This window comes from Bradyrhizobium sp. CB1717, from assembly GCF_029714325.1.
Taxonomy (GTDB): domain Bacteria; phylum Pseudomonadota; class Alphaproteobacteria; order Rhizobiales; family Xanthobacteraceae; genus Bradyrhizobium.
The window spans coordinates 1,521,768-1,546,997 of sequence record NZ_CP121666.1; the positions used below are offsets into that span (position 1 = coordinate 1,521,768).

Below are 25,230 nucleotides of genomic sequence, written 5' to 3' on the forward strand. Positions count from 1 at the left end.
TTAGATGCCGAAGCGGGCGAGAGCTGTCCTGGCCGCGGCGCGCGGCAGCGCCTTGAACGAGCGCCGGCCCACCATCGCCAGATAGCCAAGGGCGTCGCGATACCTGCCGAAGCGGACCGCTTGCATCGCCGAATAAGTGACGAGATGAATCTCCGCGGCGAGGCGCAGCCCGGCTGCCGCGCCCGCGGGCAGTCTCGCCAGGATCAGCCCATCGTCGAAGACCCGCGCGATCGCGGGAAAGAAATCCTTCGGCGTCCGTACCGCCGCGTTCATGGTGTTGGCCGTGTGCAGGCGATAATCGAGCAGCAGCTTCGGTGCGAACTCGAATTCGCCGATTGCGGCGAGGCGGCACCAGCAATGCCAGTCCTCGCAATATCTGAGCGAGGTATCGAAGCCGCCGATGGCGCGGAAGGCCTCGGCACGGGCGAGCGCGATGCCGCCATTGACGATGAAATTGCCGCTGGCGAGCCGTGCCAGCACGTCGCCGGAGGGCTTGCGGCGCCCTTTCAACAGGTCCCGCCGACCGATCTGCCGTCCTTCGCTGTCAATGGTGTTGTAGTCGCCGTAGACGAGAACCGCGCGTGGAGCGTCGCGCGCCGTCGCGAGCAGTGCCGCCACTGCGCCGGGGCGCAGGCGGTCGTCGGCATCGAGGAAGAGCAGCCACTCGCCGCCCGCATGCCGCGCGCCGAGATTGCGCGCGGCCGACACGCCGGCGGAGTCGTTGCTCATCAAGCGCAGCCGCGGGTCACGGATGGCGCGAACGATCGCGACGGTCTCGTCGGTCGAACCGTCGTCGACGACGATCACTTCGCTCACCTCGCCCTGCGACAGCGCGCTGGCGAGGGTTTCGCCGATATAGGCGGCGACGTTCTTGGCGGGAATGACGACGGACACCGAAATGGTCGAGCCGACCTGCAGCGGCGGACGCGCCGGCGTCGCCACGCGAGATGAGGCCGGCAATTCGAGAATGTCTTCGGCGGTGATCAAGCGGCGGCTCGTTCTTAATGATCCGTTAACCGGGGCGATCTGCGCGCTGGCAGGACCCGCGATCGAAAAGCTCGTGCCGGATGATACTCGCATTGCCGGCAAATCATTGCGGGCGAGATCTGCGCGTCGCCGGTTTCGTCAAGTAACGTTAAGTCGACTGCATTGAGCTTGCGGAAATATGGAGGAGCGCGCCAGCGCCGCTCGGCCGCACTGGTTGACGGACGGTTAACGGGGATGCGGTAGGACGTGAGGCTTCCGCCGGCTTCACCACCTGCATTGAGCCATGGATCGCAGCGCCGCTGACACCACCGACGTCGAGGCCCCATCGCTCGGCCACATCCTGCGCGAGGGCCTTGCCGGGCTGAACGCCATCCGGGCGGCGCGCTGTCTCGTCGCGATTGCGGCCCTGCTTCTCATCCTGGTGACGCTCGATCCGTTTCCCGACCTGCGCAACGAGGACGCGGCCACCGTCGTCGGCGGACGGATGGCGCTCACCTATGTCGCCTGGGGTCTCCTGGCCGCGGTTGCGGTGCTGCTCGTCGCGGTCACGGATGCACCCGCGCTGAAGAGCCTGGTGACACCGCTGCATGTGTGTCTGGTCGGCTGGCTGTTGATCAACATCGTCCTCTCCGAGAGCCGCGGCGTCTCGATCCAGCGTTTCGTGCTCGCGGCCAGCGTAACCTCGCTCGCCGTTCTGCTGCCGCTCTTGCCGCCGACGCAGCGCAGCTTCAATTCGTGCCTCGGCGCCGCCGCACTCGCGCTGCTCGCGCTGTGCTACCTCGGCGTTGTCCTCGCCCCGCAATATTCGATCCATACCGCGCTCGACGTCACCGAGCCGCAGCTCGCCGGCGACTGGCGCGGCAGCTTCGGCCACAAGAACGTCGCCTCGCCCGTGATGACCGTGTTGGTCTATGTCGGCATCTACCTGTCCGCGGTCGGATCGTTCGTGATGGGGCCGGCGATCGCCGTGCTCGCCGGCATCTTCCTGATCTTCACCGGTGGCAAGACCTCCTCGGTGCTGTGCCTTGCGATCTATGCGCTGGCCTCGCTGGTCTATGTCACACGCAGCCTGTGGCTGAAGCGGCTCATCTGCTTCGTGCCGCTGATCGCGATGAACCTGCTGACGGTCGGCAGCGTGCTGAGCCCGGCGCTCGGGGCGATGACGCGGCTGCTTCCGCTCGATCCCACCTTCACCGGCCGTTCCGCCATCTGGGAGTTCGCGCTCGCGGCCGTCGCCGAAAAGCCGCTCATCGGTCACGGCTATGCGGCGTTCTGGGACGACGTCTCCGCGCGGCAGACCGCCCAGGGCGCCGAATGGGCGACATCGGCCGCGCATAGCCACAACTCCTATCTCGACCTCGCGGTCACCATCGGCCTCCCGGGATTGCTGCTGGTGATCCTCGTCTTCGTGCTCGCGCCGCTCGGCAATTTCCAGTCGGCCCAGGCTCACAATCGCAGCAGCGCGCTGGCAAAGCTGTTCCTGACCGTCTGGCTGTTCGGCCTGTACTACGGCGCCACCGAGACCTTCCTGCTCGAACGGCAGAATCCGATCTGGTTCATGTTCGCCCTCGCGGTCGCCGGCCTGCACTTCCTCGCAAGGTTCCAGTGCGTTGATCAAACGGAACCCCAGCGCTGACAGCTTGTCGCAGTCGCGGCGCCGTGGTTGCACGTGCTTAACGATAAGCAGCGACGTCGCTTGTGGTCTGCGGCAAAACATAATCTATCTCGAAACATTCAGTAATCGTATGTCCCCGGGGATGACGTTTCTCAGCGTCGAGCAGCCAGATGGCCTTGTGTCCAGCACGTCGGGAATCGCGGTCGATTTCCTGCGTGACTGGCGGCAGGCTGCCGCGCGCCTGAACGCCGGCCATCGCACCGCTTTCCAGCATGGTCACTGGCTGGGTGCCTGGTACGAGGCCTTTGGCGACGTTGCGCCGCTGATCGCCGTGATCTCCGATGTCGCGACCGGCAAGGACATTGCGGTCGTGCCGATGATTAGCCATGTCAGGCGCGGCATCCGCATCGTCGAATTCGCCGACCTCGGCGTCTGCGACAACAACGCGCCGATCCTGGCGCTCGATGCTGCGCCGATGGATTCGATCGGCAAGGCGCTGGTCGAGGCGTTGCGCGCCTTGCCCGACGGCTTCGACCTGCTGCGGCTGAAGAAGATGCCGGCGCAGGTCGCCGGCAAGCCGAACCCGCTGGTGTCGCTCGGCCGCGCCGGATCCTGCTCGGTCAACGGCAACCTCGTGCTCATCGGCGACGACTATGAAGCCTATCAGGCCTCGATCAAGCGCATGCAGATGCCGCGCTGCTGGCGCGTCTTCAGCCGTCACGCCGGTGCGCGGTTCGAGATCGCCGCGGATGTAGCGCGGGCGCACGAGCTGCTGGATGTGATGGATGTCCAGCAGCAGGCGCGGATGCGCAAGCTCGGCTCGCGCTTCGTTCTCAACGACGACACCCATGCCCGGTTCTATCGCGAGGTGGCGCGCCAGGGTGTCGCGGAGGGTTATGCCGTCATCTCGGCGCTGGTGTGCGACGAGGCCGTCGTCGCCACCACGCTCGGCGTGAGATACGGTGCGACCTATTTCCTGCTGCGCATCAGCCACGCAGGCGAGTCCTGGTCGAGCTGCTCGCCCGGGTTGCTCGTGACCGAGCGCACCATGGCGGCGCTGCATGCCGAGGGCGTACGCCGCTTCGACCTCAGCGTCGGCAATCAGGACTACAAGCGCCGCCTTGGCGCCGAGCAGGTGCCGCTGACCGATGCCAGCGTCGCGCTGTCCTGGCGCGGACTGCCCTTTGCCTGGCGCGATCACGCCGCGCAGGGCCTGCGCCGTCACCCCAGGCTCGCCGCCTTTGCCGCGCGGGCGATGGGCAAGGGCGCGCGCTGACGGGCGCCGTCTGTTTCGCGGTCACCTTGGAAGGCCTGCGCGAAAGGCGTCGAGCAATGCGCGTCCTTGCGGCCAGTCGCCGAGCCCGCTCGCGGCATTGATGTGGCCGAGCGCACCGGGCACGATCAGGCCGGACTGCCAGTCCTGCGCCCGCCGCCGCGTCACCTCGAGCGCTCCATATGGATCATTCGTGCTCGCGACGATCAGAGCGGGAAAGTGCAGCGCGCGCTCCGGCACCGGCTTGAACGCCATGGCCTCCGCGGGAAAATTTCCGCCATCCGGATCGGGCACGGCGACCAGAAAGGCCCCCGCAATCGCGGACGGGAAGCGCGCGGCCCAATGCGCCACCAGCAGGCAGGCGAGGCTGTGTGCGACCAGGACGGGCGGCCTGGCGCAGCGCGCGACCGCGCGCTCCAGGGCTTGCGCCCAGTCGTCGAGGTCCGGCTGGTCCCAGCTCGCGGGCTGGAATCGCGTGAAGCGCGCATCGGTGCGCTCCCACAGCGTCTGCCAATGGGTGTCGCCGGAGCCGCCGAGGCCGGGCAATGTGATGATGTCGTGCATGAACGTCCCGTGATATCTGAGATGACGTCGCAGTGTGACCGACCGCGGTCCTGCATCACATGGCAAGTCATCGGCGGAATCGACCATCTGCCGATGATCTCAAGGTGGAAGGGAGAATTTTGTTGGATCGCTTCGGAAGCATCGATGCCAAGGATCTGAAGATCCTCGAGGCGCTGCAAGCCAATGCGCGCGTGCCGCTGTCCGAGCTCGGCCGTTCCGTCGGGCTGTCCCAGCCGGCCGTCTCCGAACGCGTCAAGCGGCTCGAGGAAGCCGGCATCATCGAAGGCTATGGCGCCCGCATCAATCCGCGTGCGCTCGGGCTCGGCCTGATGGCGCTGGTGCGCCTGCGCACCTCGCACGAGCACATCAAGACCTGCCTCAAGCGGTTCAGCGAAATTCCCCACATCATCGAGGTCCATCGCGTGACCGGCGATGACTGCTTCGTGCTCAAGGTGCTCGTTCCGGCGCCGGAGGATCTCGAGACGATCGTCGATCGCATTGCCGGTTTCGGCGCTGTGACGACCTCGCTGGTGCTGCGGAGCGAACCCGCGCGGCCGATCGGCAAGGACCTCGTCAGGAAGAAAACCGAACGCAGTTGAGGTGTGATCCACGGCCGGCACGTCACCGCGCCGTCACAAAGTCGTCGAAACTTCCGGTTGCCGCACCCGTTGTGCTATCGTCGCCCTCGTTTTCCGGAGGCGACATGGAAGATCGTTCGGCAAAATATCGCGCATTCTATGCGCAGTTGATCTGCACCGCGGCGAAGTCTGCGGATCCCCGGCTTGAGGAGGCCTTTCGGACCGTCAGGCGCGAGCCGTTCGTCGGGCCCGGGCCGTGGTCGATCGCTTTTGGTGGGCATCCTTACGTCGTGACGCCCGATGACGATCCCGCCTTCCTCTATCAGAACGCGCTGCTTGCGCTGGATCCGGCGCGCGGCCTCAATATAGGCATGCCCAGTGCACACGCTTACTGGCTCACCGGCTGTGCCGTCAGGGAGGGCGAGACTGTGATCCAGATCGGCGCGGGCAGCGGCTATTACACCGCGATCCTCGCGCATCTCGTGGGTCCGCGTGGCCGCGTTCATGCCTATGAGATCGACGAGCGTCTGGCGGGACTTGCGCGCGACAATCTGAAGGATGTCGCTCATGTCGACGTGCGCGACCGTTCGGGCATCGGATCCGATCTGCCGGCTGCGGACGTGATCTATGTCTGCGCGGGCGCGGCGCAGCCGGCGGCGGAATGGCTCGAGGCGCTGCGGCCCGGTGGCCGGCTGGTGTTTCCGCTCGCGCCCGAAGGTACGCTCGGCGGCATGTTGATGATCACCCGCCCGGATGACGGCGCGATCTGGCCTGCGAAATTCCTCAGCCGCGCCCAGTTCATCGGCTGTGCGGGATTGCAGGATGCGGATGCCGCCCGGCGACTGGCCGAGGCGTTCCTGAAAGGATGGGAGGGCGTACAGTCGCTGCGGCGGGAGGGCGCTCCCGACGAGACATGCTGGTTTGCCGGTGAGGGCTGGTGGCTGTCGACCGCGCCGGCGCCCATGCCAGTGGTGTCAGTTCAGCCTCACGCCGACATCACGCAGGCCTAGCGGAATTGCCGCCTCACGATCCCGTGCACCCGGCGCAGTGAAAGCGGCCGCGCGAGGCGCGAAACAGGCTGCGGCAGTACCAGCGCCGCGCCAGTGCCTGTGCGGGCTTGCGGATCATCTGCGCGATCAACAAGAGTTCGAAAGCCATTCGTCTCGCTTTGGGTGAAATATCCTGCTCATGCATATGGGGCGGCATTCCCGAAGGAGAATGCCGCCCGTGTCGCATCAGCCATGCAGCTTTTTGGCCGTCTCCGCGATCTGCCGTCCCTGATAGCGCGCGCCGGCGAGCTCGTTGGCGCTGGGCTGGCGGCTGCCGTCGCCGCCGGTGATCGTGGTGGCGCCGTAGGGCGCACCGCCCGTGACCTCGTCGAGCTTCATCTGGCCGGCAAAGCCGTAGTTCATGCCGACCACGACCATGCCGAAATGCAGCAGGTTGGTGATGATCGAGAACAGCGTCGTCTCCTGTCCGCCATGCTGGGTCGCGCTGGCAGTGAAGGCGCCGCCGACCTTGCCGTGCAGCGCGCCCTTGGCCCAGAGCCCGCCGGCCTGGTCCAAAAAGTTCGCCATCTGCGAGGCCATGCGGCCGAAGCGGGTGCCGGTACCGACGATGATCGCGTCGTAATTGGCGAGATCCTCGATCTTGGCGATCGGGGCTGCCTGATCGAGCTTGTAGTAGGAGGCTTTGGCGACCTCGGCCGGCACCAGCTCGGGCACGCGCTTGATGTCGACGGTGACGCCGGCCTCGCGCGCGCCATCGGCGACGGCATTGGCCATCGCCTCGATGTGGCCGTAGGCGGAATAATAGAGGACGAGAACTTTGGTCATGATGGTCTCCGTTGGGTGATGAGTTGAGTGTTCGTGATTGCTCCGTCGTTCCGGGGCGATGCAGGGCATCGAACTCTGGTGCGCAGTTGCGCACCTGAGAACCTCGAGATTCCGGGTCTGGCGCTTCGCGCCATCCCGGAATGACGGCAGATGATGTCGCCCGCTGCCGCTTACGCCGCGTCGACCAGCACGAGCTCGGAGTCTTCGAGAGCGGTGATCTTCAGCCTGGCCTCGTCGCGGATCGCGGCGCCGTCGCGGGCGTTGACGCGCACGCCGTTGATCTCGACGGAACCCGCCGCGGGCACGAGGTAGAGATGCCGCGACTTCTGCGGCGCGTACTCAGCGCTCTCGCCCGCCTTCAGCGTGGTGGCGAGCACCCGCGCATCGGCGCGAATCGGCAGCGCGTCCGTGTCATCCTCGAAGCCGCTCGCGATGGTGACGAGCTTGCCGGAGCGATCCGCCTTGGGGAAAGGCTTCGAGCCCCAGGTCGGCTGGCCGCCGCGCGTGGTCGGCTCGATCCAGATCTGGAAGATCCGCGTCTTGGTCGGCTCGAGATTGTATTCGGAGTGGCGGATGCCGCTGCCGGCGCTCATCACCTGCACGTCGCCCGCTTCAGTGCGGCCCTCGTTGCCGAGGCTGTCCTGGTGCGTGATCGCGCCCTCGCGCACATAGGTGATGATCTCCATGTTGGCGTGGGGATGGGCGGGAAAGCCGGTGTTCGGCGCGATCTCGTCGTCGTTCCACACCCGCAAGGCGCCATGTCCCATGTTGTTCGGGTCATAGTGGCTTGCGAAGGAGAAATGGTGCTTGGCCTTGAGCCAGCCGTGGTCGGCGCCGCCGAGTTTTGCGAAAGGTCTGAGTTCGATCATTGAAGTGGTCCTGATTGGAGGGGAGGGGTTTGGCGTTACGCGCCAAACCCGCCGTCGACATTGAGCACCGTGCCGGTGACGAAGGAGGCTTCCGGGCTTGCGAGGAAGACCACGCCGGCGGCGACTTCCTCGGGCCGGCCGAAGCGCTGCAGCGCGTGCTGCTTGCGCTGGGCCTCCGCGAAATCGCGGTCGTCATCCGGATTCATGTCGGTGTTGATCGAGCCGGGCTGCACCACGTTGACGGTGATGCCGCGCGGACCCAAGTCGCGCGCCGCGCCCTTGGTGTAGCCGACGACGGCCGCCTTGGTGGCGACGTAGTCGGCAAGGCCCGGGAACGAGGCGCGGTCGGCCAGCATCGAGCCGACGGTGACGATGCGGCCGCCTTCACCCATCAGCTGCGAGGCGGCGCGGATCGCCGCGATCACGCCATGCACGTTGACCTGGTCCTGACGGGCGAGGGCGTCGATGTCGGCCTTGGCGTCGTCAATTGCGCCGCCCGCTGCAACGCCGGCATTGTTGACGAGGATGTCGAGACGGCCGAATTCCTTGGCGACGTCGTTGACGAGCTGCGTCACGTCCCTCGCCGAGGCCTGGTCGGCCTTGAAGGCGCGCGCTTTGACGCCCTTGGACTTCAACTCGGCGACGACGGCTTCCGCCTTGTCGGGCGAGGCGACATAGCTGATGGCGACGTCAGCGCCTTGATCGGCGAGTGCGCGGGCAGAGGCCGCGCCGATGCCGCGCGAGCCGCCGGTAACGAGGGCAACCTTGCCTGAGAGCTTCTTGGTCATTGGATTTCTCCGGTCCGTGGGTTTGCGATTGACCCTTGGATAAGCCTCCGCCTGTGGTATAGAAATAGAAACTGTTGAAACGCATTGTTTCCTGAAATACCCCGATTGGATCGGCTCCCATGGCAAAACTCCCGGACTTCGAGGCGCTCGCTATTTTCGCAAAAGTCGTGGAATTACGGTCGTTTGCGGGGGCCGCGAGCGAGCTTGCGATGTCCAAGGCGACGGTCTCGAAGGCCGTGACCCGGCTGGAGGAGCGGCTCGGCGCCCGCCTGTTCAACCGCACCTCGCGCCGGCTCGCGCTGACCGATGCCGGCCACAAGCTCGCCGACCGCGCGGCGCGACTGCTTGCAGACGGCGAGGCGGCCGAGAACGAGGCGCTGGCGCAATCGGTGGCGCCGCGCGGCCTGGTGCGGCTCGCGGTGCCCATGACATTCGGCATCAAGGCGGTGGCGCCGCTGCTGCCGGAGTTCTTCGAGGCCTATCCGGAAGTCTCGGTCGATCTTCACTTGAGCGATGCGACGGTGGATTTGATCGGCGAGGGCTTTGACATGGCGGTGCGGATCGCGCGGCTGCCGGACTCCTCGCTGATCGCGCGCCGGCTCTTCACCATGCCGCGCTTCACCGTGGCGGCGCCGTCCTATCTGAAGCGTCACGGCCGCCCGACGCATCCGATGCATCTCGCCGAGCACAGATGCTTCAGCTACGCCTACATGTCGACGCCCAACATCTGGCACTACACCAATTCGGCCGGCGAGCAGGCCAGCGTACGTCCGGGCGGCCCGCTCCGCGTCAACAACGGCGAAGCGGTGATGCCCTCATTGATCGCAGGCCTCGGCATCGCCGAGCTGCCCGAATTCATCGTCGGCGAGGCCATTTCCTCCGGCGCGGTCGAAGTGATCCTGAAGGACTGGAAGCAGGCCGAAGGCGCCGTGCATTTGGTGACCCCGCCCGGCGGCCCGCGCCCCGCACGCGTCGAAGCCCTCGGCGATTTCCTCGCGGCAAAGCTGCCGGGCACGTGCAAGCGGCGGCCGCGCGGGAAAGTGAAGGGGGCGTAGAGCGAGCGGTCCCGACGATCTCGTCATTGCGAGCGCAGCGAAGCAATCCAGAGTGTCACCACGGAGGGATTCTGGATTGCTTCGCTGCGCTCGCAATGACGGTGTCGGACTACGATACCTTCACGCCGTTGATCGCGACGATGCGCAGGTTCGGCTTCAGCGTCCCTTCCAATCGCGTCTTCAACTCGTGGACACGCGGGTCGGTCGAGTTGGCTGCGCACACCGCGTATTGATGGACGGATTTCGCCAGGGCCCGCCGCGCTTCCGGCGTTCGCGTCACGTTCGGCTCCGAAAGCCGCAAGACGATCGCGGCGAGATTGACCAGCATCTCGTCCAGAGCGACGTCGATAGTCCCAAGATTGTGCATCACTCCCTCCCGGGAAGGGCAACCCGCAGGTCCGCCGATGCGTTCCGCACCCGGCCGGACATGGTTAAGGCCTGGTAAACGACTTGTTCTTGCCGGCCGCCACGCTAGGCTGGCCGGAGAAACAAAGAAAATCTGGGGGAGGCACCACCATGGATCGACGCGATCTCTTGCGCGCGGCTGCGGCATTGCCGTTGCTGCGGGCTGCCTGGCCGGACAAGGCCTTCGCGCAAGCCTATCCAGCGCGCAACATCACCATGATCGTGCCGTTCCCGGCCGGCGGCCAGGCCGATCTCGCGGCGCGCCCGGTGGCGATGGCGCTGGAGCGGGTCCTCGGCAAGCCCGTCATCGTCGACAACCGCGCAGGCGGCGGCGGCGGATCGGTCGGCAATGCCGCGGCGGCGCGCGCCGAGCCCGACGGCTATACGCTGCTGATGACGCTGTCCTCGCTCGCGGTGCTCCCCGAAGCCGACCGGCTGTTCGATCGTCCCGTTGCCTATGAGGTCTCGCAATTCATGCCGATCGCGCGCGTGCTGGCCGACCCCACGCTGCTCGCGGTGCCCGCGTCGGCGCCCTGGAAGACCGCGCAGGATTTCGTCGAGGATGCGAGGAAGCGTCCAGGCCAGATCACCTATGGCTCGTCGGGGCCCTACGGCACGCTGCATGTGGCGATGGAAATGTTTGCGAACAGCGCCGGCATCAAGCTCATGCACGTGCCGTTCCGCGGCGCGGGTCCTGCGCTCACGGCGTTGCTCAGCGGCACCGTACAGGCGATCGCGGCGGCACCGGGGACGCTGAAGCCGCAGGTCGAGGACGGCAAGCTGCGCGTGCTCGGCAATTGCGGCGCGCAGCGCATCGCGAGCTTCCCTGACGTGCCGACCTTCCAGGAGCTCGGCTACAAGGACGTCGAGATGTACATCTGGGCCGGGCTGTTTGCGCAAAGCTCTCTTCCTGCGCCGATCGCGGCGCGCCTGCGCGAAGCGATGGCGCAGGTGATGACGAGCCCCGACGTGCTCAAGATCTTTGAGGCCTCGGGCAGTCTCGTCGCCTATCAGGACGCGCCGGCCTTCTCCGTATTCGTGGCGGCCGACAGCGCGCGGCTGATCGCGGCGGTGAAGAAGATCGGCAAGGTGGAGTAGGTTCCAGGCGCGCTTTCACATTTTGTTGTTGGTCCAGAACCGGCTCCCGCCTCATTGATTGATGAGAATCGTAGGGAATCGAGAAGGATCGGGACATGCGAACAGAGCGGATTGCGCTGGGTGTGGCGCTCGCGATCGGCGGCATCGTCGCGCAGGGCGCGGCGTCCGCCCAGGAATATCGTGGCACGATGGAACAGCAGATGGCCTGCACGCCGGATGTCTGGCGCCTGTGCAGCGACCAGATTCCGGACACGAACCGCATCGTGGCCTGCTTGCAGCAGAACACGCCGCTTCTGTCGAGCGCATGCCGCGCGGTGTTCCAGTCGAACAATCAGGCCCAGCCGCAGCAGCCGCTTCCGCGCGGCCGCGCTATGCCGCCGCCGCGCTACAACAATGCGCCGCCGCCTCCGTATGCACCGCCGCGGCCTTACGATGAGGACGATTAGGCGCTGACTGGAGCATGATGGGCGCGGGCATGCGGTCGTGCCGTCTCGTTCAGCGCTCGCCCTTGCTGTCCGATTCAGGTCGATGTCCAAGCACCGTCCGCAAGGCGACACCGAAGAGAATGGCTGCGACTGGCCAATGGAACCAGATTTTATGCGCGCCAGTGAACAGATTGATCAGAATTAAGAAAGCCGACACCGTGAGGGCTGCCGCAACCGGGCGGGGCAGCTTTCTTAGCCAATCCGAGACGACATTCGTCGACGAAGATGGCTCATGCCTGTCGCCGATCCGCGGAGCACGAGCTGTCTCCCGGGGAGTTGGGCTTTCATCGATCGCGAAGCTCCCTCGCCCTGCGGTTTGGCCACCTAAGGTCAACCGATAGCTGGTCAGCGGAGCAATGTTCTTCATGGGCCGCTGGCCGAGACAGTCGAAGCCAACGGATAATTTGTTGTGCACCTGATCGTAGACGGAGCTCGAGATCACGACGCCGCCGGGGTCGGCGAGCTCTTGCAGGCGTGACGCGATATTGACCCCGTCACCATAGATGTTGGTGCCGTCGACCATCACATCGCCGAGGTTGATGCCGATGCGAAACCGCATCGGGTTCACCTGGGGTGGGTCCGAATCCTGATTCGAAATTTCCTGCTGAATCTCGACCGCACATTGCACAGCCTCGACGACGCTGGCGAATTCGGCGATCACGGCATCGCCCCAGGTATTGACGATGCGGCCGTCATGACGCTCGACCAATCGCGCCATGGCGGTGAAGTAGCGCCGGAGCGTCTCCAACGTTCCGGTCTCGTCTGCTTCCATGAGACGAGAATAGCTGTGCACATCAGCGCACAGCACGGTGGTCAGTCGTCGTTTCACCTTGTCGTCGGCCATGGTCCCCATGCTAGCCGCCTTGACCGGCAAATGCATCAGGCATCGTATCCGGTGCCACCGCGGCCAATGGCCGGTTGTGGCGGCAGGCCGTCACAGCCCGGCAATGAAGCGCTGCCAGCCAAAGTTCGTATGTTCGCGGCTGTCGGAGTCGTATCAGCCTTACGGCCTGACCTCGCAGACATCGACCCATTCGGCGGCAGTCAGCTCGGCCATCCGCTCCGGCGTGATGCGCACTGCGCTGTGGGTCGAGCCCGCAGCCGGAACCACCACGTCGAACGCCTTCAGTGACACGTCGCAATAGACCGGCAGCGGCGCCTTCAGCCCGAACGGACAGACGCCGCCGACCTCGTGGCCGGTGATCTCGGCGACCTCTTCCAGTCCCAGCATCTTCGGCTTGCCGCCGAACTGCGTCTTCACCTTCTTGTTGTCCATGCGCGAGGTGCCCGCGGCGACGATCAGGATCACGCGCTCGCCGATCCGCAAGGACAGCGTCTTGGCGATCCGTCCCGGCTCGACACCATAGGCCTCGGCCGCCAGCGTCACGGTGGCGGAGCTGATCGGGGATTCGATGACGGAGATGTCGGGGGCTTTTTCTGCGAAGAAGGCGCGAACGGATTCCAGGCTCATTCCAGTCTCACGGGCGGGCGGCGATCCTGGGTGATCCCTAGATGATACTTGCCAGCTCGGACAGTGCGCGGACGCGGTGGTCCGGCGCAAAGCCAAGCTCGTCCATCTGGGTGCGGATCGCCTTGAACATCGTCAGCGGTGCCACGAGTTCGTTCTCGACGCAAGCCAGCGCCATGGCTTCCGGCGCCACCCGTTCGATCCAGGCGACGTTGAGGCCAAAGGATTTTGCGCCCGCTGCGTCCCAGGGATTGGAGGAGACGAACAGCACCTCATCCGGCGCGGTGCCGAGTACCTCACCGATCAGCTCATAGGCCTGCGGGCTCGGCTTGAATATCTTCTTCGCATCGACGCTGATGGTGGCATCGAGCAGCCGGTCGAGCTCGGTGTTGCGCACCAGCGTATCAAGCATATCCGGACTGCCGTTGGAGAGGATCGCGAGCTTTCGCGGCCTCAAGGCCGCAAGCGCGTCTGTTGCATCCGGATACAGATCGAGATGCAGATATTTCTCGATCACGCGCTCGAAGGCCTCGCTGTCATAGGCGAGCCCGAGCACGCGCAGCGTATAGGCGAGCGAGTCGCGGGTGACCGCGCCAAAATCCTGGTAGCGCTGCATCAGCGAGCGCAGCCAGGTATATTCGAGCTGCTTGATGCGCCAGATCTGCGTGATGATCTCGCCATAGCCCGGAAACGCATCCTCGGTGACGTCAGCGACCGACTGGATGTCGTAGAGCGTTCCGTAGGCGTCGAAGACGACGGCTTTGATGCTCATTAGCTTTCCTTCCGGGCCGGTGTGGTCACAAGAAACTCCGATCGGGAGTGTGCATCGTCGCCAGCTTACCAGGGAACAACGGAAGTCTGCTACTTAACCGTGACCGGCGGCTCCTGGACCCAAAGCGGAACTCGGAGCGTCGCCCCCCAAGTACCAGTCAACGCTTATTTACGGCGAAACGAGCCGAGCAAGCCCTCAATGATTCTGCGGCCGTGAGCGCGGGTTTTCTTGGGGTCGGATGACATGGGAAGCATGATCGACAGCTCGCAAATGATCGCGTCAAGCATGTGTCCAAGCAAATCTATATCATCGAAGACTAGCTCACCTTCGCGCTTGAGCGCCCTCAGGGTCGCCTTCAGAAGCGCCATTGGATACTGCTCCTCGATCTCGGCGAAGCGGGCATTGCCCAGAACGACTGGCGCTTCCTGAACCACAATTCGCGCGTAAGCAGGCTCGATCGAAACATCCAGATACGCGTCGATGCCGTTGTAGAGCCGCTCCCATATCTTCGACTTCCGCTTTGAGATCTCCTGCACGCGTGAAGCTGCGTCCGATTGAAGCGAAACGACGACGGCGTCGAACAGAGCCTTCTTATCCTCGAAGTGATGATAGAAGGCACCGCGCGTCACTCTCGCAGCCCTCGAAATCGCCTCGATGCCCGCGGCCTGATAGCCCTCGCGGGCGAATATTTCCCGTCCCGAAGCAAGCAGCGCTTGCCGGGTTGCTTCGGCATATTCCTCACGGCGCGTTCGTTGGTCATCAGAATACTTATTCATGTTTGCGTACATACCGCTTGACATGAAACATGCAAATTGAATATTGCATACATGCGGTATGCCAAATGTCTTTGGTATGTTAGTCCGAAGGAGGTTGCCTTGAATGGAGAGCGGATGTTCGTGCTGGCCCAGGGGTTGGCTGTTGCCAAGAGTCGGCAAGACGTTGCCTCTGCACTCACCTTCCTCGACAGGGATATGGTGCTCGAAGGACCCGCGTTCGGCACCCGTGCAAAGGGACTTGCGGAAAACGAGGCGGCGCTGGCGCGGTTCTTCAAGTCGTTCCCGGATTACAACGTCGTGCTGTCCGGCCACGCCAACGACGCCGAGACGCTGGTCTGCTGGGGCCAGGTGCGAATGACTATGACGGGAGACCGTTTTGGGGTCACTCCCAACGGAAAGCGCGCGGAACTTCCGGTCTTTATCCGCTTCACCTTCCGCAATGACCTCATTGCAAGCGAATACTTCTTTTTCGATCTCTCGGCCCTGTGCGCGCAGTCGGGTGTCTCGACCGATCAGGTCCGCCTGAAGCTCTTTGGCGAAGTTTTCTAGTCACCTGAGCCGGCATTACACGTTAACGCAATGGAGCATGGCACGATGGATCCGCGCATAAGACCTGTTGCCGATATCAAGACGGTGCCGCTGTTCGACATAGTCGTTGATCTCAATCCACGTCTTTCCTTTGGTGAGACGCCGGTTGGCAGGCGGGTGCTGTTCGGCGCCGCGGGGGGATCGTTCGCCGGAGAGCGCGTGCGCGGTGAGGTTCTTGCTGGCGGCGGCGACTGGGCCCTCTTCCGGCCCAACGGAGAGATGGCCCTCGACGTGCGTCTGACCTTACGTACCGACGATAACGAACTGATCTACATGACATATGGTGGACGGTGGATCACGCCGCCCGAACTGAAGGCCGACATGGCCGATCCGGCGAAGCGCTACAGGGTCGATCCCTCACGCTACTATTTCCGCACGCAACCGTTGTTCGAAACAGGCTCGTCGTCCTACGCTTGGATGAACGACATCGTGTGTGTCGGAACCGGATATCTCGTCGAGGGCGCGGTGGCCTACAAGATCTTTCAGGTTGTCTGACGTGACGGCATGCGAGGGCTCGACATCCCATTTTCCCGATTTCAATTTGTCGCAGAGACTCGCGGCGGAGGGGATCGGGACCTGCTTTCTGCTAATTGCCGTGGTGGGCTCCGGCATTCTCGGGGTCCGGCTGGCAAGCGGCAACACGGCTGTCGCGCTCATTGCCAATGCACTGGCGACAGCCGCGGCGCTATATGCGCTGATCGAGTGGTTGGGCCCTGTGTCCGGAGCTCATTTTAATCCGCTGGTTACCGCCGCGCTCGTCATCAGAGGCGATTTGCCCCTCCGAACGGGGGCTTCATACGTTCCCGTTCAGCTCGTCGGCGCGTTGGTGGGAGTGGGTGTGGCGAATGCAATGTTTGCAGCGCCGGTCTTTTCCGTCTCGGTCAACGACCGAAGCGGCTTTTCCAATTTGTTGAGCGAGTTCGTCTCAACATTCGGACTGCTGGGGGCGGTATGGGTTTGCTCGCGGCTTCGTCCGGCATCCGTCGGTGGCGTTGTCGCCGCTTACATCGGCGGTGCCTTCTGGTTCACGGCGACCGACTTTGCCAATCCAGCGGTGACCATCGCACGTGCTTTTACGGACTCATTCGCAGGCATAAGGCCACACGACGTTCTCGGCTTCATCGCCGCGGAGGTCATCGGCGCCGGTGCCGCGATCGTTGTCTTTCGCTGGCTGTTGCCTGCACGAGCCGCAGTTTGAGCCTTTGAAGCAAATCTAGTCCGTGCTTCCAGGACTCTCGGCGTTCAGCGCGAGTTGCGCCAACGCGGCCCCGCAGTCAGGGTCGCAGCAGGCCTGGACGAGGAGCCGCGCGAGCTAGACAGCCGGCCGACGCCCGGGCCGCGTCCAGTTCTCTCGATCGGCGAAGACCCGGCTGACCTCAGCCATGTGCTCGGTGCCCCACGCGCAGAGCGGCACAAGAGCGTGGGCGAGGCTCTGGCCCAGAGGCGTGAGGCTATAGTCCACCCGAGGAGGCACTTCCTTGTAGTCTGTCCGCTTCACCAGGCCATCGGCCTCCAGTTCCTTCAGCTGCTGGATCAGCACCTTGTCGCTGACGTCGCGGATGGCGCGCCGAAGCTCGCCGTAACGGGTTGGTCCGTCCTGCGCGACGAAGTACAGGATCAGCGGCTTCCACTTGCCCGAGACGACCCGCAAAGTCGCATCCAGGCCGCAGGTGAAGCCGGGCAGATTTGGCGTGCAACGCTGGACGTCTGCTTGAGCTTGCGCCTGCGGGGAGACGGGGTCTGAACGATCTGACGACATTTTTGGGCACTTACCAAAAGGTGCATACTTGTCGATAGGTGGGTATGCCGCCAGCTCAGTGCAACCTCAATGAAGGAGCACATCATGAGCAGACTACAGGGCAAGACGGCGGTGGTGACCGGCGGCGGAACCGGCATCGGACTTGGAGCGGCGAAACGGTTCGTCGACGAAGGCGCGTTCGTCTATCTCTTCGGACGGCGCCAGGAGCCGCTCGATGCCGCCGTTGCCCAGCTGGGGCCCTCGGCGCGCGCCGTCAGGGGCTCGGTGACCGACCCGTCCGACCTCGACAGGCTGTACGCGGCGGTGAAAGCCGAGCGGGGCGGGCTCGATATTCTCTTCGCCAACGCCGGGACCGGATCGTTTGCGCCGCTGGGCGAGATCACGCCCGAACACTACGACCAGATCTTCGACTTCAATGTGAAAGGGCTGGTGTTCACGGTGCAGAAGGCCCTGCCGCTGATGACGAAGGGCTCGTCGATCATCCTCACCGGCTCGAGCACGGGCGTGATGGGGACGCCGCAGTTCAGTATCTACAGCGCGACCAAGGCTGCGATCCGCAATCTGGCGCGCAGCTGGGCGCTTGATCTGCGCGGTACCGGCATCCGCGTCAACGTGCTGTCGCCGGGACCGACCAAGACGGAGCTGGCGCTGGAGGTGGTCGGCGAGGAAGCGTTCGATGCGCTCGGAAGCGCCACGCCCATCGGACGCGTGGGCGATCCCTCCGAGACGGGAGCGGTGGCCGCGTTCCTGGCGTCCTCGGACAGCAGCTTCATGACCGGTGGCGAGGTCTTCGTCGATGGAGGCCTGGCGCAGGTCTGACGTCTTCGTCTGAACGTGAGCTTCGATCAACGGGATCGAAGCCCTCAATGCGCAGCGACGAGGACCCGCCTAGATACCCAGCAGCTTGCGCGCGTTGGCTTTGAGCACCTTCGGCCGGATCTCGTCGCGGATGTCGATCTTGGCGAAGTCCGACAGCCAGCGGTCCGGCGTGATCACCGGCCAGTCCGAGCCGAACAGCATCTTGTCCTGAAGAATCGAGTTGATGTAGCGCACCAGGATCGGCGGGAAGTATTTTGGCGACCAGCCCGAGAGGTCGATATAGACGTTCGGCTTGTGGGTCGCGACCGACAGCGCCTCTTCCTGCCAGGGGAAGGAGGGGTGGGCGAGGATGATCTTGAGGTCGGGGAAATCGGCCGCGACGTCGTCCATGTACATCGGGTTGGAATATTTCAGCCGCATGCCCATGCCGCCGGGCATGCCCGAGCCGACGCCGGTCTGGCCGGTATGAAACAGCGCGATCGCGCCGCCATTGTTGATCTCTTCATAGAGCGGATAGGCCATGCGGTCGTTGGCGTAGAAGCCCTGCATGGTCGGGTGGAATTTGAAGCCGCGCACGCCGTATTCCTCGATCAGCTTGCGCGCCTCGCGCGCGCCGAGCTTGCCCTTGTGCGGATCGATCGAGACGAACGGGATGAGGACGTCGAGATGGTCGGAGGCGACCTCCAGCATCTCGTAATTGTTGTAGCGACGGAAGCCGGTCTCGCGCTCGGCATCAACCGGGAAGATCACCGCGGCGATGTTCTTGGAGCGATAATAGGCCGCGGTCTCCGGCACCGTCGGCGGATGCTTGTTCGGCGACTTGAAGTACTCCGCCATCTGCGCCTGGAAGTCGTCGTAGCCGTCGTCGGCGTGGCAGCCGCAGGGCTCCTCGGCATGGGTGTGGATGTCGATGGCGACGACGTCGTCGATATTGGGCAGCTTCAGCTTCGGCATTGGTTTCCTCCCGACGGGTTGCCAAATTGATTATATGATATAACGAATTTGGCAAGGCGTTGCTGGAAGCAAAACCGCAGCCCCCAAAAGTCGTTGCTGTGCCTGGCCTCTGGTGAGTTAAATCGGGCCGATCCGGCCGCTTCTACTGTGCATGGGGTTGTTTTCAAGAATTTGCTGGCCCGGAACCGGGCAGTTAACATTGACATCACCTCCCGCCATGCCTTAAGAACCGCCCCGTCCCGGGCGGTCGGTCCGCCGGCGGGAAAGATCTCATTTTGCCACATTCGCGCGTGCCGAAACGGTAGTGCCGAACACGGCCTTTCGAACGTTCAGGATTCTGCCATGAAGGTCCGTAACTCGCTGAAATCGCTGCGCGGTCGCCATCGCGCCAACCGCCTGGTCCGCCGCAAGGGCCGGGTCTATGTGATCAACAAGGTGCAGCGCCGCTTCAAGGCTCGCCAAGGCTGATCTGGGCGGCTGAGTTTGCCCTCGCGGTCGCCTTCGCGCGCCCCGCAAGACCACGGTCTCACACGAGTTTGACGCCGCCTTTGCTTTGCAAGGGCGGCTTTGCGCGTTTAGACTTTCACCATGGCAGTGAGATTCCCTTTCGTGCGCACGCTGTGCCTGGCTCTCGTTCTGGGCGCCACTGGCCTTGCTCCGGCGCTGGCGCAGCAGATTGAGCCGCCGAGCCCGCCCGGCAAGCAGAAGAAGCTGCCGGAGGCGCCGTCCAAGCTGCCCAAGGTCGACCGCAGCAAGAATCTCGATTTCCTGTTCGGCGCGCTGAAGGCGGCGCCCGACGAGGCCAGCGCCAAGCATGTCGAGGCGCGGATCTGGGCGATCTGGCTGCAGACCCCGAGCGACACCGCGGCGCTGTTGATGTCGCGGGCCAAGACCGCGGTCGATGCGCAGAAGATCGAGATCGCGATCAAGCTGCTGGATTCGGTGATCAAGCTCAGGCCCGACTACATCGAGGCTTGGAACCGGCGCGCCACGCTCTATTACATGCAGAACGATTACGGCCGCTCGCTCGCCGACATCCGTGAGGTGCTGATCCGCGAGCCCCGCCATTTCGGCGCGCTCGCAGGCCTCGGTATGATCATGCAGGAGGTCGGCGACGAGAAGCGTGCGCTCGAGGCCTATCGCAAGGCGCTGGCCGTCAATCCGCACCTCGAGAAGATCCCCGACCAGGTCAAGGCGCTGACCGAGAAGGTCGAAGGCCGCGACATCTAGCCTCGAACTCGATCAGTTGTTGAGGGAATGCGGCGCCTTCGGATTAACCACGATCGCAAGCGCGGCGTTTTGAGGTCTATTGCCGCCGCCGCCACGGGCTTACCTGCATCGCAGGAGCAAAGCCATGAAGCGTTTGATCTTTGCGGGTAGCTTGCTGCTCGCGTCGGGAACGATGAGTTTTGCCGACGGACTGTTCTGGGTGGTCGGCAATCGCGCCACCGGCAAATGCGACATCGTGACCAGCAATCCGGTCATCATCGGCGATATCTGGTTCGGCGACGGTCCCTACAAGTCCAGGGCCGATGCCAAGCTTGCCCGCTCCCCGATTCGCGCCTGTCCCGCACCCGCCGCCGACGACGAAAAGGCCGAGGACAGTACGAACCAGGACTAATGCAGGACGCTGCCGCCGCGCTCGGCGAGGCCGCGATCTGCGGCCGCGGCGTAGGCCTTGGCAAGCTCCGCCTCGAGATGCTCGTTGATCAGCAGCAGCGCCCGCACGGCCCCGCGCAGGTCGCCGTTGCAGCTTGCGACGATTTCGTCGATTGCAGTGTCATTCGATCTGAAGCTCATCGAAATTCTCCGGTTCAAACCAGGACAAATCCTGCCGGCCTTTCCCGCATCCCTGAAGGCTGCAAGGAGGATCGGCGCCCACCCGCGCCTAAATGGCGGAACCGACCGTGGCGATTATATGGAAGCCGCGATGACGGTCGCATGAAGCTGGTCCGAAGCTTGCGTGTCGCAGGGCAACATCATTGATTCCATTCGCTTTTTCTGTTTGGCAATTGTGGACATATCCACAGCCCCCTTAATTTCTGTGGAAGTGCCGAAGGGCCCGGGGCGAAACTGCCACGTGCCACGCTCGTAATTGTGAAGTGCCCTGGATCGCCCGGATTCTCTCCATGATCGTGATGTCAGTCGTGACGGCGCTGGTTCTGCTGGCGCTGGTTACGCAGGCGGGTGTCCTCGCCGTGCAACGCGCCTTTCCGCCGCAGGGCCGCATGGTCGAGGTCGATGGCGCTGTGCTTCACGTCGTCGACATCGGTCCGCGCGAGCCCGGCCTGCCGATCGTGATGCTGCATGGCGCGAGCTCCAACCTTGAAGCGATGCGGCGTCCGCTCGGTGACCGCCTCGCCCAGAACCATCGCGTGATCCTGATCGACCGTCCCGGCCACGGCTGGAGCACGCGCGCGCGGCGGCAGGATTCGACGCCGCAGGTCCAGGCGCGGATGATCGACGAGGCGCTTCAAAAGCTCGGGATCGAGCGCGCGGTCTTCGTCGTGCATTCCTGGAGCGGCGCGCTCGGCGCGCGGATCGCGCTCGATCATCCGGCCCGCGTCGCCGGCCTCGTGATGCTGGCCCCCGTCACCCATCCCTGGCGCGGCGGCGTCGGCCGCTACAACGAGCTCATCGCAATGCCGGTGATCGGCCCGCTGCTCGCCTACACCATCACGCTGCCGCTCGGTTATTTCGTCACTGAGGCCGGGGCGCGCAACGTGTTCTTGCCGCAAGTTATGCCGGATGGTTTCGTGCAGGACTCCGCGACGCCGCTGTTGCTGCGCCCGCGCGAGTTCATCGCCAATGCCTATGATCTGGTGACGCTGAAGGAGGCGGTGACCGCGCAAGTCGCGCGCTATGGCGAGATCAAGGCGCCGGTCACGATCATCGCGGGCGAACCCGACAAGACGGTGAAAACCAGCATCCATGCGCGCCCGTTCGCAGCATTGGTGCCGAATGCGAAGCTGATCGTGCTGCCCGATCTCGGCCACATGGTGCAGAACGCCGTGCCGGATCTGGTGAAGACGGAGATCGAGACGATGATCGGAAACATCGTCCCGGCGCAGGCGGCCGCCGATTAAAGCGCTTTCGAGCGGAGCGGGTTCCGGCTTCGCCTGAAGAAGCACTTCAAAACAAGAAGCCGGAGCCTCGGTTCTGATTCGATCAGAACCGAAGCTCCGGCGGCCGCCGTTCGCCCGCTTACTGCTTGATCTTCCCGTCCTTGTCGAACTGCGAGATGAAGGTCCAGAGATTGTTGATCTCGGTCTCGTTCTTGATGCCGGCGAACGCCATCTTGGTGCCGGGGATCTTGGCCTTGGGGTCCTTGATGTATTCCTTGAAGGTTGCTTCGTCCCAGGTGATGCCGGAATTCTTGTTCGCATCCGAATAGCTGTAGTCCGGCGCAGTTCCCGACTTGCGGCCGTTGAGGCCGTTCAGCTCGGGGCCGACCTTGTTCTTGGCGCCTTCGCCGATCGCGTGGCACGCCAGGCACTTGTTGAACGACGTCTTGCCCGCGGCTGCGTCCTGCGCCATCGCTTTGGACGATATGGCGGTGGACGCTGCGGCCGTCATGGCGAGGGCAACCAGCGCGCCGAAAGTCAGTTTTGTCATAGGGTGCTCTTCGTCTCTTCCCGGGTCAGATGGAGGGTCGTGGTTTTGGCAGGTCCGCTGCAGGTGGACAAGCCGCGAAACTTTGACAGGTTTCCTGATAGCCGACTTGCCCCAGAGAGAACTTGCGCTGCAACAAAGCAATGCGACCTTCGGAGGACCCTACCCAAAGACGGCAAGACATGATTGATTTGCCGGGACAATTTCCTCCGTCGGACGAAGGCTTCGTAATATGGCCATCATGATGCCCGCGAGCGACCAGAAAGTGCTGGCGCGTCGCAGCGAGATCGTCGCCGCCTTGCGCGCGATCGTGCCTGGCGAAGGCGTGATCGACAGTGCCGCCGAGATGCGGGCCTATGAATCCGACGGGCTGACCGCCTATCGGCAGCCGCCGATGGTCGTGGTGCTGCCCGATACGACCGAGCAGGTCTCGCTCGTCCTGAAATATTGTGCCGCGCACGGCATCAAGGTGGTGCCGCGCGGCTCCGGCACGTCGCTGTCGGGCGGCGCGCTGCCGTTGGAAGACGGCGTGCTGCTCGGGCTCGGCAAGTTCAAGCGCATCCGCGAGATCGATTTCGACAACCGCGTCGTCGTCACCGAGCCCGGCGTCACCAACCTCGCGATCAGCCAGGCGGTCGCGCATGCCGGCTTCTATTACGCGCCCGATCCGTCCTCGCAGATCGCCTGCTCGATCGGCGGCAATGTCGCGGAGAATTCCGGCGGGGTGCATTGCCTGAAATACGGCATGACCACCAACAACGTGCTCGGTTGCGAGATTGTCCTGATGAGCGGCGAGATTCTGCGCATCGGCGGCAAGGGGTGCGAGAACGCCGGCTATGATCTGATGGGCGTCATCACGGGCTCGGAAGGCCTGCTCGGCGTCATCACCGAGATCACGGTGCGCATCCTGCAAAAGCCGGAGACGGCGCGCGCGCTGATGGTCGGATTCGCGCAGGTCGAGGCGGCCGGCGAATGCGTGGCGCGCATCATCGGCGCCGGCATCATTCCCGGCGGCATGGAGATGATGGACAAGCCGGCAATCCACGCCGCGGAAGCCTTCGTCCATGCCGGCTATCCGCTCGACGTCGAAGCGCTGCTCATCATCGAGCTCGACGGTCCCAAGATCGAGGTCGACGAGCTGATCACGCGGGTCGAGAGCATCGCAAGAGGCTGCGGCTCGGTGACCCTGCAGATCTCCAATTCGGAAGCCGAGCGCAACCTGTTCTGGGCCGGCCGGAAGGCCGCGTTCCCGGCCGTCGGCCGCATCTCGCCCGACTATCTCTGCATGGACGGCACGATCCCGCGCGGCGCGCTGCCGAAGGCGCTGGCGCGCATCCGCGAGCTCTCGGAAAAATACCAGCTCGGCTGCGCCAACGTGTTCCACGCCGGCGACGGCAATCTGCACCCGCTGATCCTCTACGATGCCAACAAGCCCGGGGAGATCGAGCGCGCCGAGGCTTTTGGTGCCGACATCCTGCGCGCCTGCGTCGAGTTCGGCGGCGTGCTCACCGGCGAGCACGGCGTCGGCATCGAGAAGCGCGATCTCATGGGCGACATGTTCACCGAGATCGATCTCAACCAGCAGCAGCGCCTGAAATGCGCCTTCGACGCTCAGGGCCTGCTCAATCCCGGAAAAGTGTTTCCGACCCTGCACCGCTGCGCCGAGCTCGGCCGCATGCATGTGCATGCGGGGAAGCTGGCGTTTCCGGATATTCCCAGGTTCTAGCTCAGCAATGAGCGAATTCAGCGTCAGCTATCATATTCGCCTAGGCGAGGGCATTGATGCGCAGAAGTTGCTGCGCCAGGCCAAGGCCGCCGGCATCGTCTTTGGACCGGCGAATGGATGGCTGACCTTCGTTCCCTACGCTGGCCTGGCCGCGTACCGGAGTGCCGGTGAAGCGCGCTTCGCAGATCATCTTGCGAAGCTGACCGGCCTTCCGGTCCTGTATTATTGTTATGCCGAGGATCACGGCTGGAGCTTCGCGCTCGCGGACAAGGAACGTCCCTTGGTCCAGTTCGCGTGCTGGTGGGACCCGCAGCCGGTGGTCGAACGCGACCAGTTCGATCCGCTCGCGCTCGCTCCCTTTGTCGCAATGGAGGCGCTCGAACCGCTGCTTCGTCCGTTCAACCATGAGGAGGCGATGGGCGCGCAACCGGCTTATCGGTTCGGTGAACTGCTTGGTCTTCCGGCTTACCAATGGCAGTCCCCCGATCTGGCGCAGAACGACACGCAGGACCTTCTCGACCGGGCCGGTCGCAAGCTCGGCACCAAGCCGGCCGGCGCCGCGGCGCGGTTTCAGCTTCCACCAAATCGGAAGATCTTGTTCCCAGACCCGGCTCCGACCGCGCGCGAGGCCCTGAACCTCATCACCCCGTTCATGGCGCGCTTCAAGCCACCCTGGAGCCTGACAATGGTGACGACCTTCGGCTCCGCGGTGCCCGAAGGTCGCGGCATTTGGCAGGTCTGGTGGCGCTACGGTGACAGCGGTGACACGGTGCAGGCTGTCCTCATGAACGATGGCCGATTGTCGTTCAGGGCCGATTCAGTACCGTCTTACGCGACGGACCGTATGGCGAGGGCAATTCACTTGCCCGAAAAGTGGCTCGACAGCCCCGACATCACGGCGATCATGGCAGACTGGCCCATTCCCGACGGATTTGACGGAGGGCGCATGGGAGCCATGACCCTCAGGTCGCTCAACGACCACCCTCACCTCTGGGAAATCCTGGTCGCTGGCAACCGGGGCACGATCGGATCGTCCTCGTTCTGGGCCGTTTATGTCGACGCCGTCTCGGGTGAAGTCCTCGCCGAGGTTCACACCCGGAAGGTCGACGACCAAGAGTCAGTTCGACAGCGCGTGCGAAATGGCGATTGGACGGACGTGGATGCTTCCAACCAATCGACGGCTTGAGGCACGGCGTCCGATGTT

General features: G+C 64.1%; 32 protein-coding genes. 17 read left to right on the forward strand and 15 right to left on the reverse strand.

Annotated elements, in window-relative coordinates:
* Positions 1-987 (reverse strand): glycosyltransferase, encoded by a 987-nt coding sequence (locus QA649_RS07160; protein ID WP_283023568.1) that lies wholly within the window; start codon positions 985-987, stop codon positions 1-3.
* Between the two features lie 283 nt (positions 988-1,270).
* On the opposite strand from QA649_RS07160, the gene QA649_RS07165 reads away from it, so the two are divergent.
* Both QA649_RS07165 and QA649_RS07170 read left to right on the forward strand, forming a co-directional pair.
* Positions 1,271-2,623, forward strand: coding sequence for an O-antigen ligase (locus QA649_RS07165; RefSeq protein WP_283023569.1), 1,353 nt, complete (start codon positions 1,271-1,273; stop codon positions 2,621-2,623).
* A gap of 121 nt (positions 2,624-2,744) precedes the next feature.
* Entirely contained in the window at positions 2,745-3,878 is a 1,134-nt protein-coding gene (locus QA649_RS07170; protein WP_283023570.1) for a GNAT family N-acetyltransferase, read from the forward strand.
* Between the two features lie 21 nt (positions 3,879-3,899).
* On the opposite strand, the gene QA649_RS07175 is transcribed toward QA649_RS07170, so the two are convergent.
* Positions 3,900-4,439: an alpha/beta fold hydrolase gene (locus QA649_RS07175; RefSeq protein ID WP_283023571.1), complete on the reverse strand. Its 540-nt coding sequence runs from the start codon at positions 4,437-4,439 to the stop codon at positions 3,900-3,902.
* 122 nt (positions 4,440-4,561) lie between these two features.
* Here QA649_RS07175 and QA649_RS07180 point away from each other — a divergent pair, with 122 nt between their 5' ends.
* Together QA649_RS07180 and QA649_RS07185 are read left to right on the forward strand one after the other, a co-directional pair.
* Positions 4,562-5,038 carry an Lrp/AsnC family transcriptional regulator gene (locus QA649_RS07180; protein ID WP_128266222.1) on the forward strand — a complete coding sequence of 159 codons (477 nt, stop codon included), beginning with the start codon at positions 4,562-4,564 and terminating at the stop codon, positions 5,036-5,038.
* Positions 5,039-5,142: 104 nt separating this feature from the next.
* The gene (locus tag QA649_RS07185; RefSeq protein ID WP_283023572.1) at positions 5,143-6,027 is read left to right on the forward strand and encodes a class I SAM-dependent methyltransferase; all 885 of its coding nucleotides are present in this window, start codon (positions 5,143-5,145) and stop codon (positions 6,025-6,027) included.
* 13 nt (positions 6,028-6,040) lie between these two features.
* Here the strand turns inward: QA649_RS07185 and QA649_RS07190 are convergent, their stop codons facing one another.
* The 4 genes from QA649_RS07190 to QA649_RS07205 all read right to left on the reverse strand — a co-directional run bounded on the left by QA649_RS07190 (position 6,041) and on the right by QA649_RS07205 (position 8,509).
* A complete protein-coding gene (locus QA649_RS07190; RefSeq protein ID WP_018648458.1) occupies positions 6,041-6,175 on the reverse strand; it encodes a hypothetical protein in 135 nt (44 codons plus the stop codon).
* A gap of 77 nt (positions 6,176-6,252) precedes the next feature.
* Positions 6,253-6,852 (reverse strand): NAD(P)H:quinone oxidoreductase, encoded by a 600-nt coding sequence (gene wrbA / locus QA649_RS07195; protein WP_283023573.1) that lies wholly within the window; start codon positions 6,850-6,852, stop codon positions 6,253-6,255.
* A gap of 170 nt (positions 6,853-7,022) precedes the next feature.
* Complete coding sequence (locus QA649_RS07200; protein ID WP_283023574.1) at positions 7,023-7,721, reverse strand: pirin family protein; 699 nt, start codon at positions 7,719-7,721, stop codon at positions 7,023-7,025.
* A gap of 35 nt (positions 7,722-7,756) precedes the next feature.
* On the reverse strand, positions 7,757-8,509 hold the full coding sequence (locus QA649_RS07205; protein ID WP_283023575.1) for a 3-oxoacyl-ACP reductase family protein: 753 nt from the start codon (positions 8,507-8,509) through the stop codon (positions 7,757-7,759).
* 119 nt (positions 8,510-8,628) lie between these two features.
* Here QA649_RS07205 and QA649_RS07210 point away from each other — a divergent pair, with 119 nt between their 5' ends.
* On the forward strand, positions 8,629-9,564 hold the full coding sequence (locus QA649_RS07210; protein WP_283023576.1) for a LysR family transcriptional regulator: 936 nt from the start codon (positions 8,629-8,631) through the stop codon (positions 9,562-9,564).
* 109 nt (positions 9,565-9,673) lie between these two features.
* Here QA649_RS07210 and QA649_RS07215 read toward each other — a convergent pair whose 3' ends face one another.
* Positions 9,674-9,931, reverse strand: coding sequence for a hypothetical protein (locus QA649_RS07215; RefSeq protein ID WP_283023577.1), 258 nt, complete (start codon positions 9,929-9,931; stop codon positions 9,674-9,676).
* 149 nt (positions 9,932-10,080) lie between these two features.
* On the opposite strand from QA649_RS07215, the gene QA649_RS07220 reads away from it, so the two are divergent.
* Together QA649_RS07220 and QA649_RS07225 are read left to right on the forward strand one after the other, a co-directional pair.
* A complete protein-coding gene (locus QA649_RS07220) occupies positions 10,081-11,067 on the forward strand; it encodes a tripartite tricarboxylate transporter substrate binding protein (RefSeq protein WP_283023578.1) in 987 nt (328 codons plus the stop codon).
* Positions 11,068-11,162: 95 nt separating this feature from the next.
* On the forward strand, positions 11,163-11,513 hold the full coding sequence (locus QA649_RS07225; RefSeq protein ID WP_283023579.1) for a hypothetical protein: 351 nt from the start codon (positions 11,163-11,165) through the stop codon (positions 11,511-11,513).
* Between the two features lie 49 nt (positions 11,514-11,562).
* Here QA649_RS07225 and QA649_RS07230 read toward each other — a convergent pair whose 3' ends face one another.
* The 4 genes from QA649_RS07230 to QA649_RS07245 all read right to left on the reverse strand — a co-directional run bounded on the left by QA649_RS07230 (position 11,563) and on the right by QA649_RS07245 (position 14,568).
* Complete coding sequence (locus tag QA649_RS07230) at positions 11,563-12,396, reverse strand: adenylate/guanylate cyclase domain-containing protein (protein ID WP_283023580.1); 834 nt, start codon at positions 12,394-12,396, stop codon at positions 11,563-11,565.
* Positions 12,397-12,555: 159 nt separating this feature from the next.
* Positions 12,556-13,023: a YbaK/EbsC family protein gene (locus QA649_RS07235; protein ID WP_283023581.1), complete on the reverse strand. Its 468-nt coding sequence runs from the start codon at positions 13,021-13,023 to the stop codon at positions 12,556-12,558.
* Positions 13,024-13,060: 37 nt separating this feature from the next.
* Positions 13,061-13,792, reverse strand: a complete 732-nt coding sequence (locus QA649_RS07240; protein WP_283023582.1) for a haloacid dehalogenase type II — start codon at positions 13,790-13,792, stop codon at positions 13,061-13,063.
* A 164-nt stretch (positions 13,793-13,956) separates the two neighbouring features.
* Positions 13,957-14,568, reverse strand: a complete 612-nt coding sequence (locus QA649_RS07245) for a TetR/AcrR family transcriptional regulator (protein WP_283023583.1) — start codon at positions 14,566-14,568, stop codon at positions 13,957-13,959.
* Between the two features lie 114 nt (positions 14,569-14,682).
* On the opposite strand from QA649_RS07245, the gene QA649_RS07250 reads away from it, so the two are divergent.
* Genes QA649_RS07250 through QA649_RS07260 form a run of 3 tightly spaced genes read left to right on the forward strand, consistent with a single transcriptional unit; the run spans position 14,683 to position 16,354 of the window.
* Positions 14,683-15,117: an ester cyclase gene (locus QA649_RS07250; protein WP_283023584.1), complete on the forward strand. Its 435-nt coding sequence runs from the start codon at positions 14,683-14,685 to the stop codon at positions 15,115-15,117.
* A 45-nt stretch (positions 15,118-15,162) separates the two neighbouring features.
* Positions 15,163-15,651: a DUF3237 domain-containing protein gene (locus tag QA649_RS07255; protein WP_283023585.1), complete on the forward strand. Its 489-nt coding sequence runs from the start codon at positions 15,163-15,165 to the stop codon at positions 15,649-15,651.
* A gap of 1 nt (position 15,652) precedes the next feature.
* Positions 15,653-16,354, forward strand: coding sequence for an aquaporin (locus QA649_RS07260; RefSeq protein WP_283025983.1), 702 nt, complete (start codon positions 15,653-15,655; stop codon positions 16,352-16,354).
* A gap of 114 nt (positions 16,355-16,468) precedes the next feature.
* On the opposite strand, the gene QA649_RS07265 is transcribed toward QA649_RS07260, so the two are convergent.
* Complete coding sequence (locus QA649_RS07265; RefSeq protein WP_283025984.1) at positions 16,469-16,840, reverse strand: helix-turn-helix domain-containing protein; 372 nt, start codon at positions 16,838-16,840, stop codon at positions 16,469-16,471.
* A 159-nt stretch (positions 16,841-16,999) separates the two neighbouring features.
* On the opposite strand from QA649_RS07265, the gene QA649_RS07270 reads away from it, so the two are divergent.
* Entirely contained in the window at positions 17,000-17,734 is a 735-nt protein-coding gene (locus QA649_RS07270) for an SDR family oxidoreductase (RefSeq protein WP_283023586.1), read from the forward strand.
* Positions 17,735-17,803: 69 nt separating this feature from the next.
* Here QA649_RS07270 and QA649_RS07275 read toward each other — a convergent pair whose 3' ends face one another.
* Positions 17,804-18,688, reverse strand: a complete 885-nt coding sequence (locus tag QA649_RS07275) for a 4-hydroxyphenyl-beta-ketoacyl-CoA hydrolase (protein ID WP_011090280.1) — start codon at positions 18,686-18,688, stop codon at positions 17,804-17,806.
* 342 nt (positions 18,689-19,030) lie between these two features.
* Between QA649_RS07275 and ykgO the strand changes: the two genes are divergently transcribed.
* The 3 genes from ykgO to QA649_RS07290 all read left to right on the forward strand — a co-directional run bounded on the left by ykgO (position 19,031) and on the right by QA649_RS07290 (position 20,309).
* Entirely contained in the window at positions 19,031-19,156 is a 126-nt protein-coding gene (ykgO, locus tag QA649_RS07280; RefSeq protein ID WP_006611362.1) for a type B 50S ribosomal protein L36, read from the forward strand.
* Between the two features lie 120 nt (positions 19,157-19,276).
* On the forward strand, positions 19,277-19,918 hold the full coding sequence (locus tag QA649_RS07285) for a tetratricopeptide repeat protein (protein WP_018648442.1): 642 nt from the start codon (positions 19,277-19,279) through the stop codon (positions 19,916-19,918).
* A gap of 124 nt (positions 19,919-20,042) precedes the next feature.
* Entirely contained in the window at positions 20,043-20,309 is a 267-nt protein-coding gene (locus QA649_RS07290; RefSeq protein WP_283023587.1) for a hypothetical protein, read from the forward strand.
* Here the strand turns inward: QA649_RS07290 and QA649_RS07295 are convergent.
* Entirely contained in the window at positions 20,306-20,488 is a 183-nt protein-coding gene (locus QA649_RS07295) for a hypothetical protein (protein WP_018648440.1), read from the reverse strand. The two genes, QA649_RS07290 and QA649_RS07295, sit on opposite strands and share 4 nt — an antisense overlap.
* Positions 20,489-20,817: 329 nt before the next feature.
* Between QA649_RS07295 and QA649_RS07300 the strand changes: the two genes are divergently transcribed.
* Positions 20,818-21,774 (forward strand): alpha/beta hydrolase, encoded by a 957-nt coding sequence (locus tag QA649_RS07300; RefSeq protein ID WP_283023588.1) that lies wholly within the window; start codon positions 20,818-20,820, stop codon positions 21,772-21,774.
* Positions 21,775-21,892: 118 nt separating this feature from the next.
* Here the strand turns inward: QA649_RS07300 and cycA are convergent, their stop codons facing one another.
* Positions 21,893-22,303 carry a cytochrome c-550 CycA gene (gene cycA, locus QA649_RS07305; protein WP_283023589.1) on the reverse strand — a complete coding sequence of 137 codons (411 nt, stop codon included), beginning with the start codon at positions 22,301-22,303 and terminating at the stop codon, positions 21,893-21,895.
* Between the two features lie 229 nt (positions 22,304-22,532).
* Between cycA and QA649_RS07310 the strand changes: the two genes are divergently transcribed.
* Together QA649_RS07310 and QA649_RS07315 are read left to right on the forward strand one after the other, a co-directional pair.
* On the forward strand, positions 22,533-24,026 hold the full coding sequence (locus tag QA649_RS07310; protein ID WP_283023590.1) for an FAD-linked oxidase C-terminal domain-containing protein: 1,494 nt from the start codon (positions 22,533-22,535) through the stop codon (positions 24,024-24,026).
* Between the two features lie 7 nt (positions 24,027-24,033).
* The gene (locus QA649_RS07315; RefSeq protein ID WP_283023591.1) at positions 24,034-25,212 is read left to right on the forward strand and encodes a hypothetical protein; all 1,179 of its coding nucleotides are present in this window, start codon (positions 24,034-24,036) and stop codon (positions 25,210-25,212) included.
* Positions 25,213-25,230: the final 18 nt, after the last annotated feature.

What these genes read in the sequence shown, in the direction of transcription:
- QA649_RS07165 (WP_283023569.1), top strand. Translation starts at nt 1,271, where the DNA reads ATGGATCGCAGCGCCGCTGACACCACCGACGTCGAGGCCCCATCGCTC.
- QA649_RS07170 (WP_283023570.1), top strand. Translation starts at nt 2,745, where the DNA reads ATGACGTTTCTCAGCGTCGAGCAGCCAGATGGCCTTGTGTCCAGCACG.
- QA649_RS07175 (WP_283023571.1), bottom strand. Translation starts at nt 4,439, where the DNA reads ATGCACGACATCATCACATTGCCCGGCCTCGGCGGCTCCGGCGACACC.
- QA649_RS07185 (WP_283023572.1), top strand. Translation starts at nt 5,143, where the DNA reads ATGGAAGATCGTTCGGCAAAATATCGCGCATTCTATGCGCAGTTGATC.
- QA649_RS07190 (WP_018648458.1), bottom strand. Translation starts at nt 6,175, where the DNA reads ATGGCTTTCGAACTCTTGTTGATCGCGCAGATGATCCGCAAGCCCGCA.
- wrbA (WP_283023573.1), bottom strand. Translation starts at nt 6,852, where the DNA reads ATGACCAAAGTTCTCGTCCTCTATTATTCCGCCTACGGCCACATCGAG.
- QA649_RS07200 (WP_283023574.1), bottom strand. Translation starts at nt 7,721, where the DNA reads ATGATCGAACTCAGACCTTTCGCAAAACTCGGCGGCGCCGACCACGGC.
- QA649_RS07205 (WP_283023575.1), bottom strand. Translation starts at nt 8,509, where the DNA reads ATGACCAAGAAGCTCTCAGGCAAGGTTGCCCTCGTTACCGGCGGCTCG.
- QA649_RS07210 (WP_283023576.1), top strand. Translation starts at nt 8,629, where the DNA reads ATGGCAAAACTCCCGGACTTCGAGGCGCTCGCTATTTTCGCAAAAGTC.
- QA649_RS07215 (WP_283023577.1), bottom strand. Translation starts at nt 9,931, where the DNA reads ATGCACAATCTTGGGACTATCGACGTCGCTCTGGACGAGATGCTGGTC.
- QA649_RS07220 (WP_283023578.1), top strand. Translation starts at nt 10,081, where the DNA reads ATGGATCGACGCGATCTCTTGCGCGCGGCTGCGGCATTGCCGTTGCTG.
- QA649_RS07225 (WP_283023579.1), top strand. Translation starts at nt 11,163, where the DNA reads ATGCGAACAGAGCGGATTGCGCTGGGTGTGGCGCTCGCGATCGGCGGC.
- QA649_RS07230 (WP_283023580.1), bottom strand. Translation starts at nt 12,396, where the DNA reads ATGGCCGACGACAAGGTGAAACGACGACTGACCACCGTGCTGTGCGCT.
- QA649_RS07235 (WP_283023581.1), bottom strand. Translation starts at nt 13,023, where the DNA reads ATGAGCCTGGAATCCGTTCGCGCCTTCTTCGCAGAAAAAGCCCCCGAC.
- QA649_RS07240 (WP_283023582.1), bottom strand. Translation starts at nt 13,792, where the DNA reads ATGAGCATCAAAGCCGTCGTCTTCGACGCCTACGGAACGCTCTACGAC.
- QA649_RS07245 (WP_283023583.1), bottom strand. Translation starts at nt 14,568, where the DNA reads ATGAATAAGTATTCTGATGACCAACGAACGCGCCGTGAGGAATATGCC.
- QA649_RS07250 (WP_283023584.1), top strand. Translation starts at nt 14,683, where the DNA reads ATGTTCGTGCTGGCCCAGGGGTTGGCTGTTGCCAAGAGTCGGCAAGAC.
- QA649_RS07255 (WP_283023585.1), top strand. Translation starts at nt 15,163, where the DNA reads ATGGATCCGCGCATAAGACCTGTTGCCGATATCAAGACGGTGCCGCTG.
- QA649_RS07270 (WP_283023586.1), top strand. Translation starts at nt 17,000, where the DNA reads ATGAGCAGACTACAGGGCAAGACGGCGGTGGTGACCGGCGGCGGAACC.
- QA649_RS07275 (WP_011090280.1), bottom strand. Translation starts at nt 18,688, where the DNA reads ATGCCGAAGCTGAAGCTGCCCAATATCGACGACGTCGTCGCCATCGAC.
- ykgO (WP_006611362.1), top strand. Translation starts at nt 19,031, where the DNA reads ATGAAGGTCCGTAACTCGCTGAAATCGCTGCGCGGTCGCCATCGCGCC.
- QA649_RS07285 (WP_018648442.1), top strand. Translation starts at nt 19,277, where the DNA reads ATGGCAGTGAGATTCCCTTTCGTGCGCACGCTGTGCCTGGCTCTCGTT.
- QA649_RS07290 (WP_283023587.1), top strand. Translation starts at nt 20,043, where the DNA reads ATGAAGCGTTTGATCTTTGCGGGTAGCTTGCTGCTCGCGTCGGGAACG.
- QA649_RS07295 (WP_018648440.1), bottom strand. Translation starts at nt 20,488, where the DNA reads ATGAGCTTCAGATCGAATGACACTGCAATCGACGAAATCGTCGCAAGC.
- QA649_RS07300 (WP_283023588.1), top strand. Translation starts at nt 20,818, where the DNA reads ATGATCGTGATGTCAGTCGTGACGGCGCTGGTTCTGCTGGCGCTGGTT.
- cycA (WP_283023589.1), bottom strand. Translation starts at nt 22,303, where the DNA reads ATGACAAAACTGACTTTCGGCGCGCTGGTTGCCCTCGCCATGACGGCC.
- QA649_RS07310 (WP_283023590.1), top strand. Translation starts at nt 22,533, where the DNA reads ATGGCCATCATGATGCCCGCGAGCGACCAGAAAGTGCTGGCGCGTCGC.
- QA649_RS07315 (WP_283023591.1), top strand. Translation starts at nt 24,034, where the DNA reads ATGAGCGAATTCAGCGTCAGCTATCATATTCGCCTAGGCGAGGGCATT.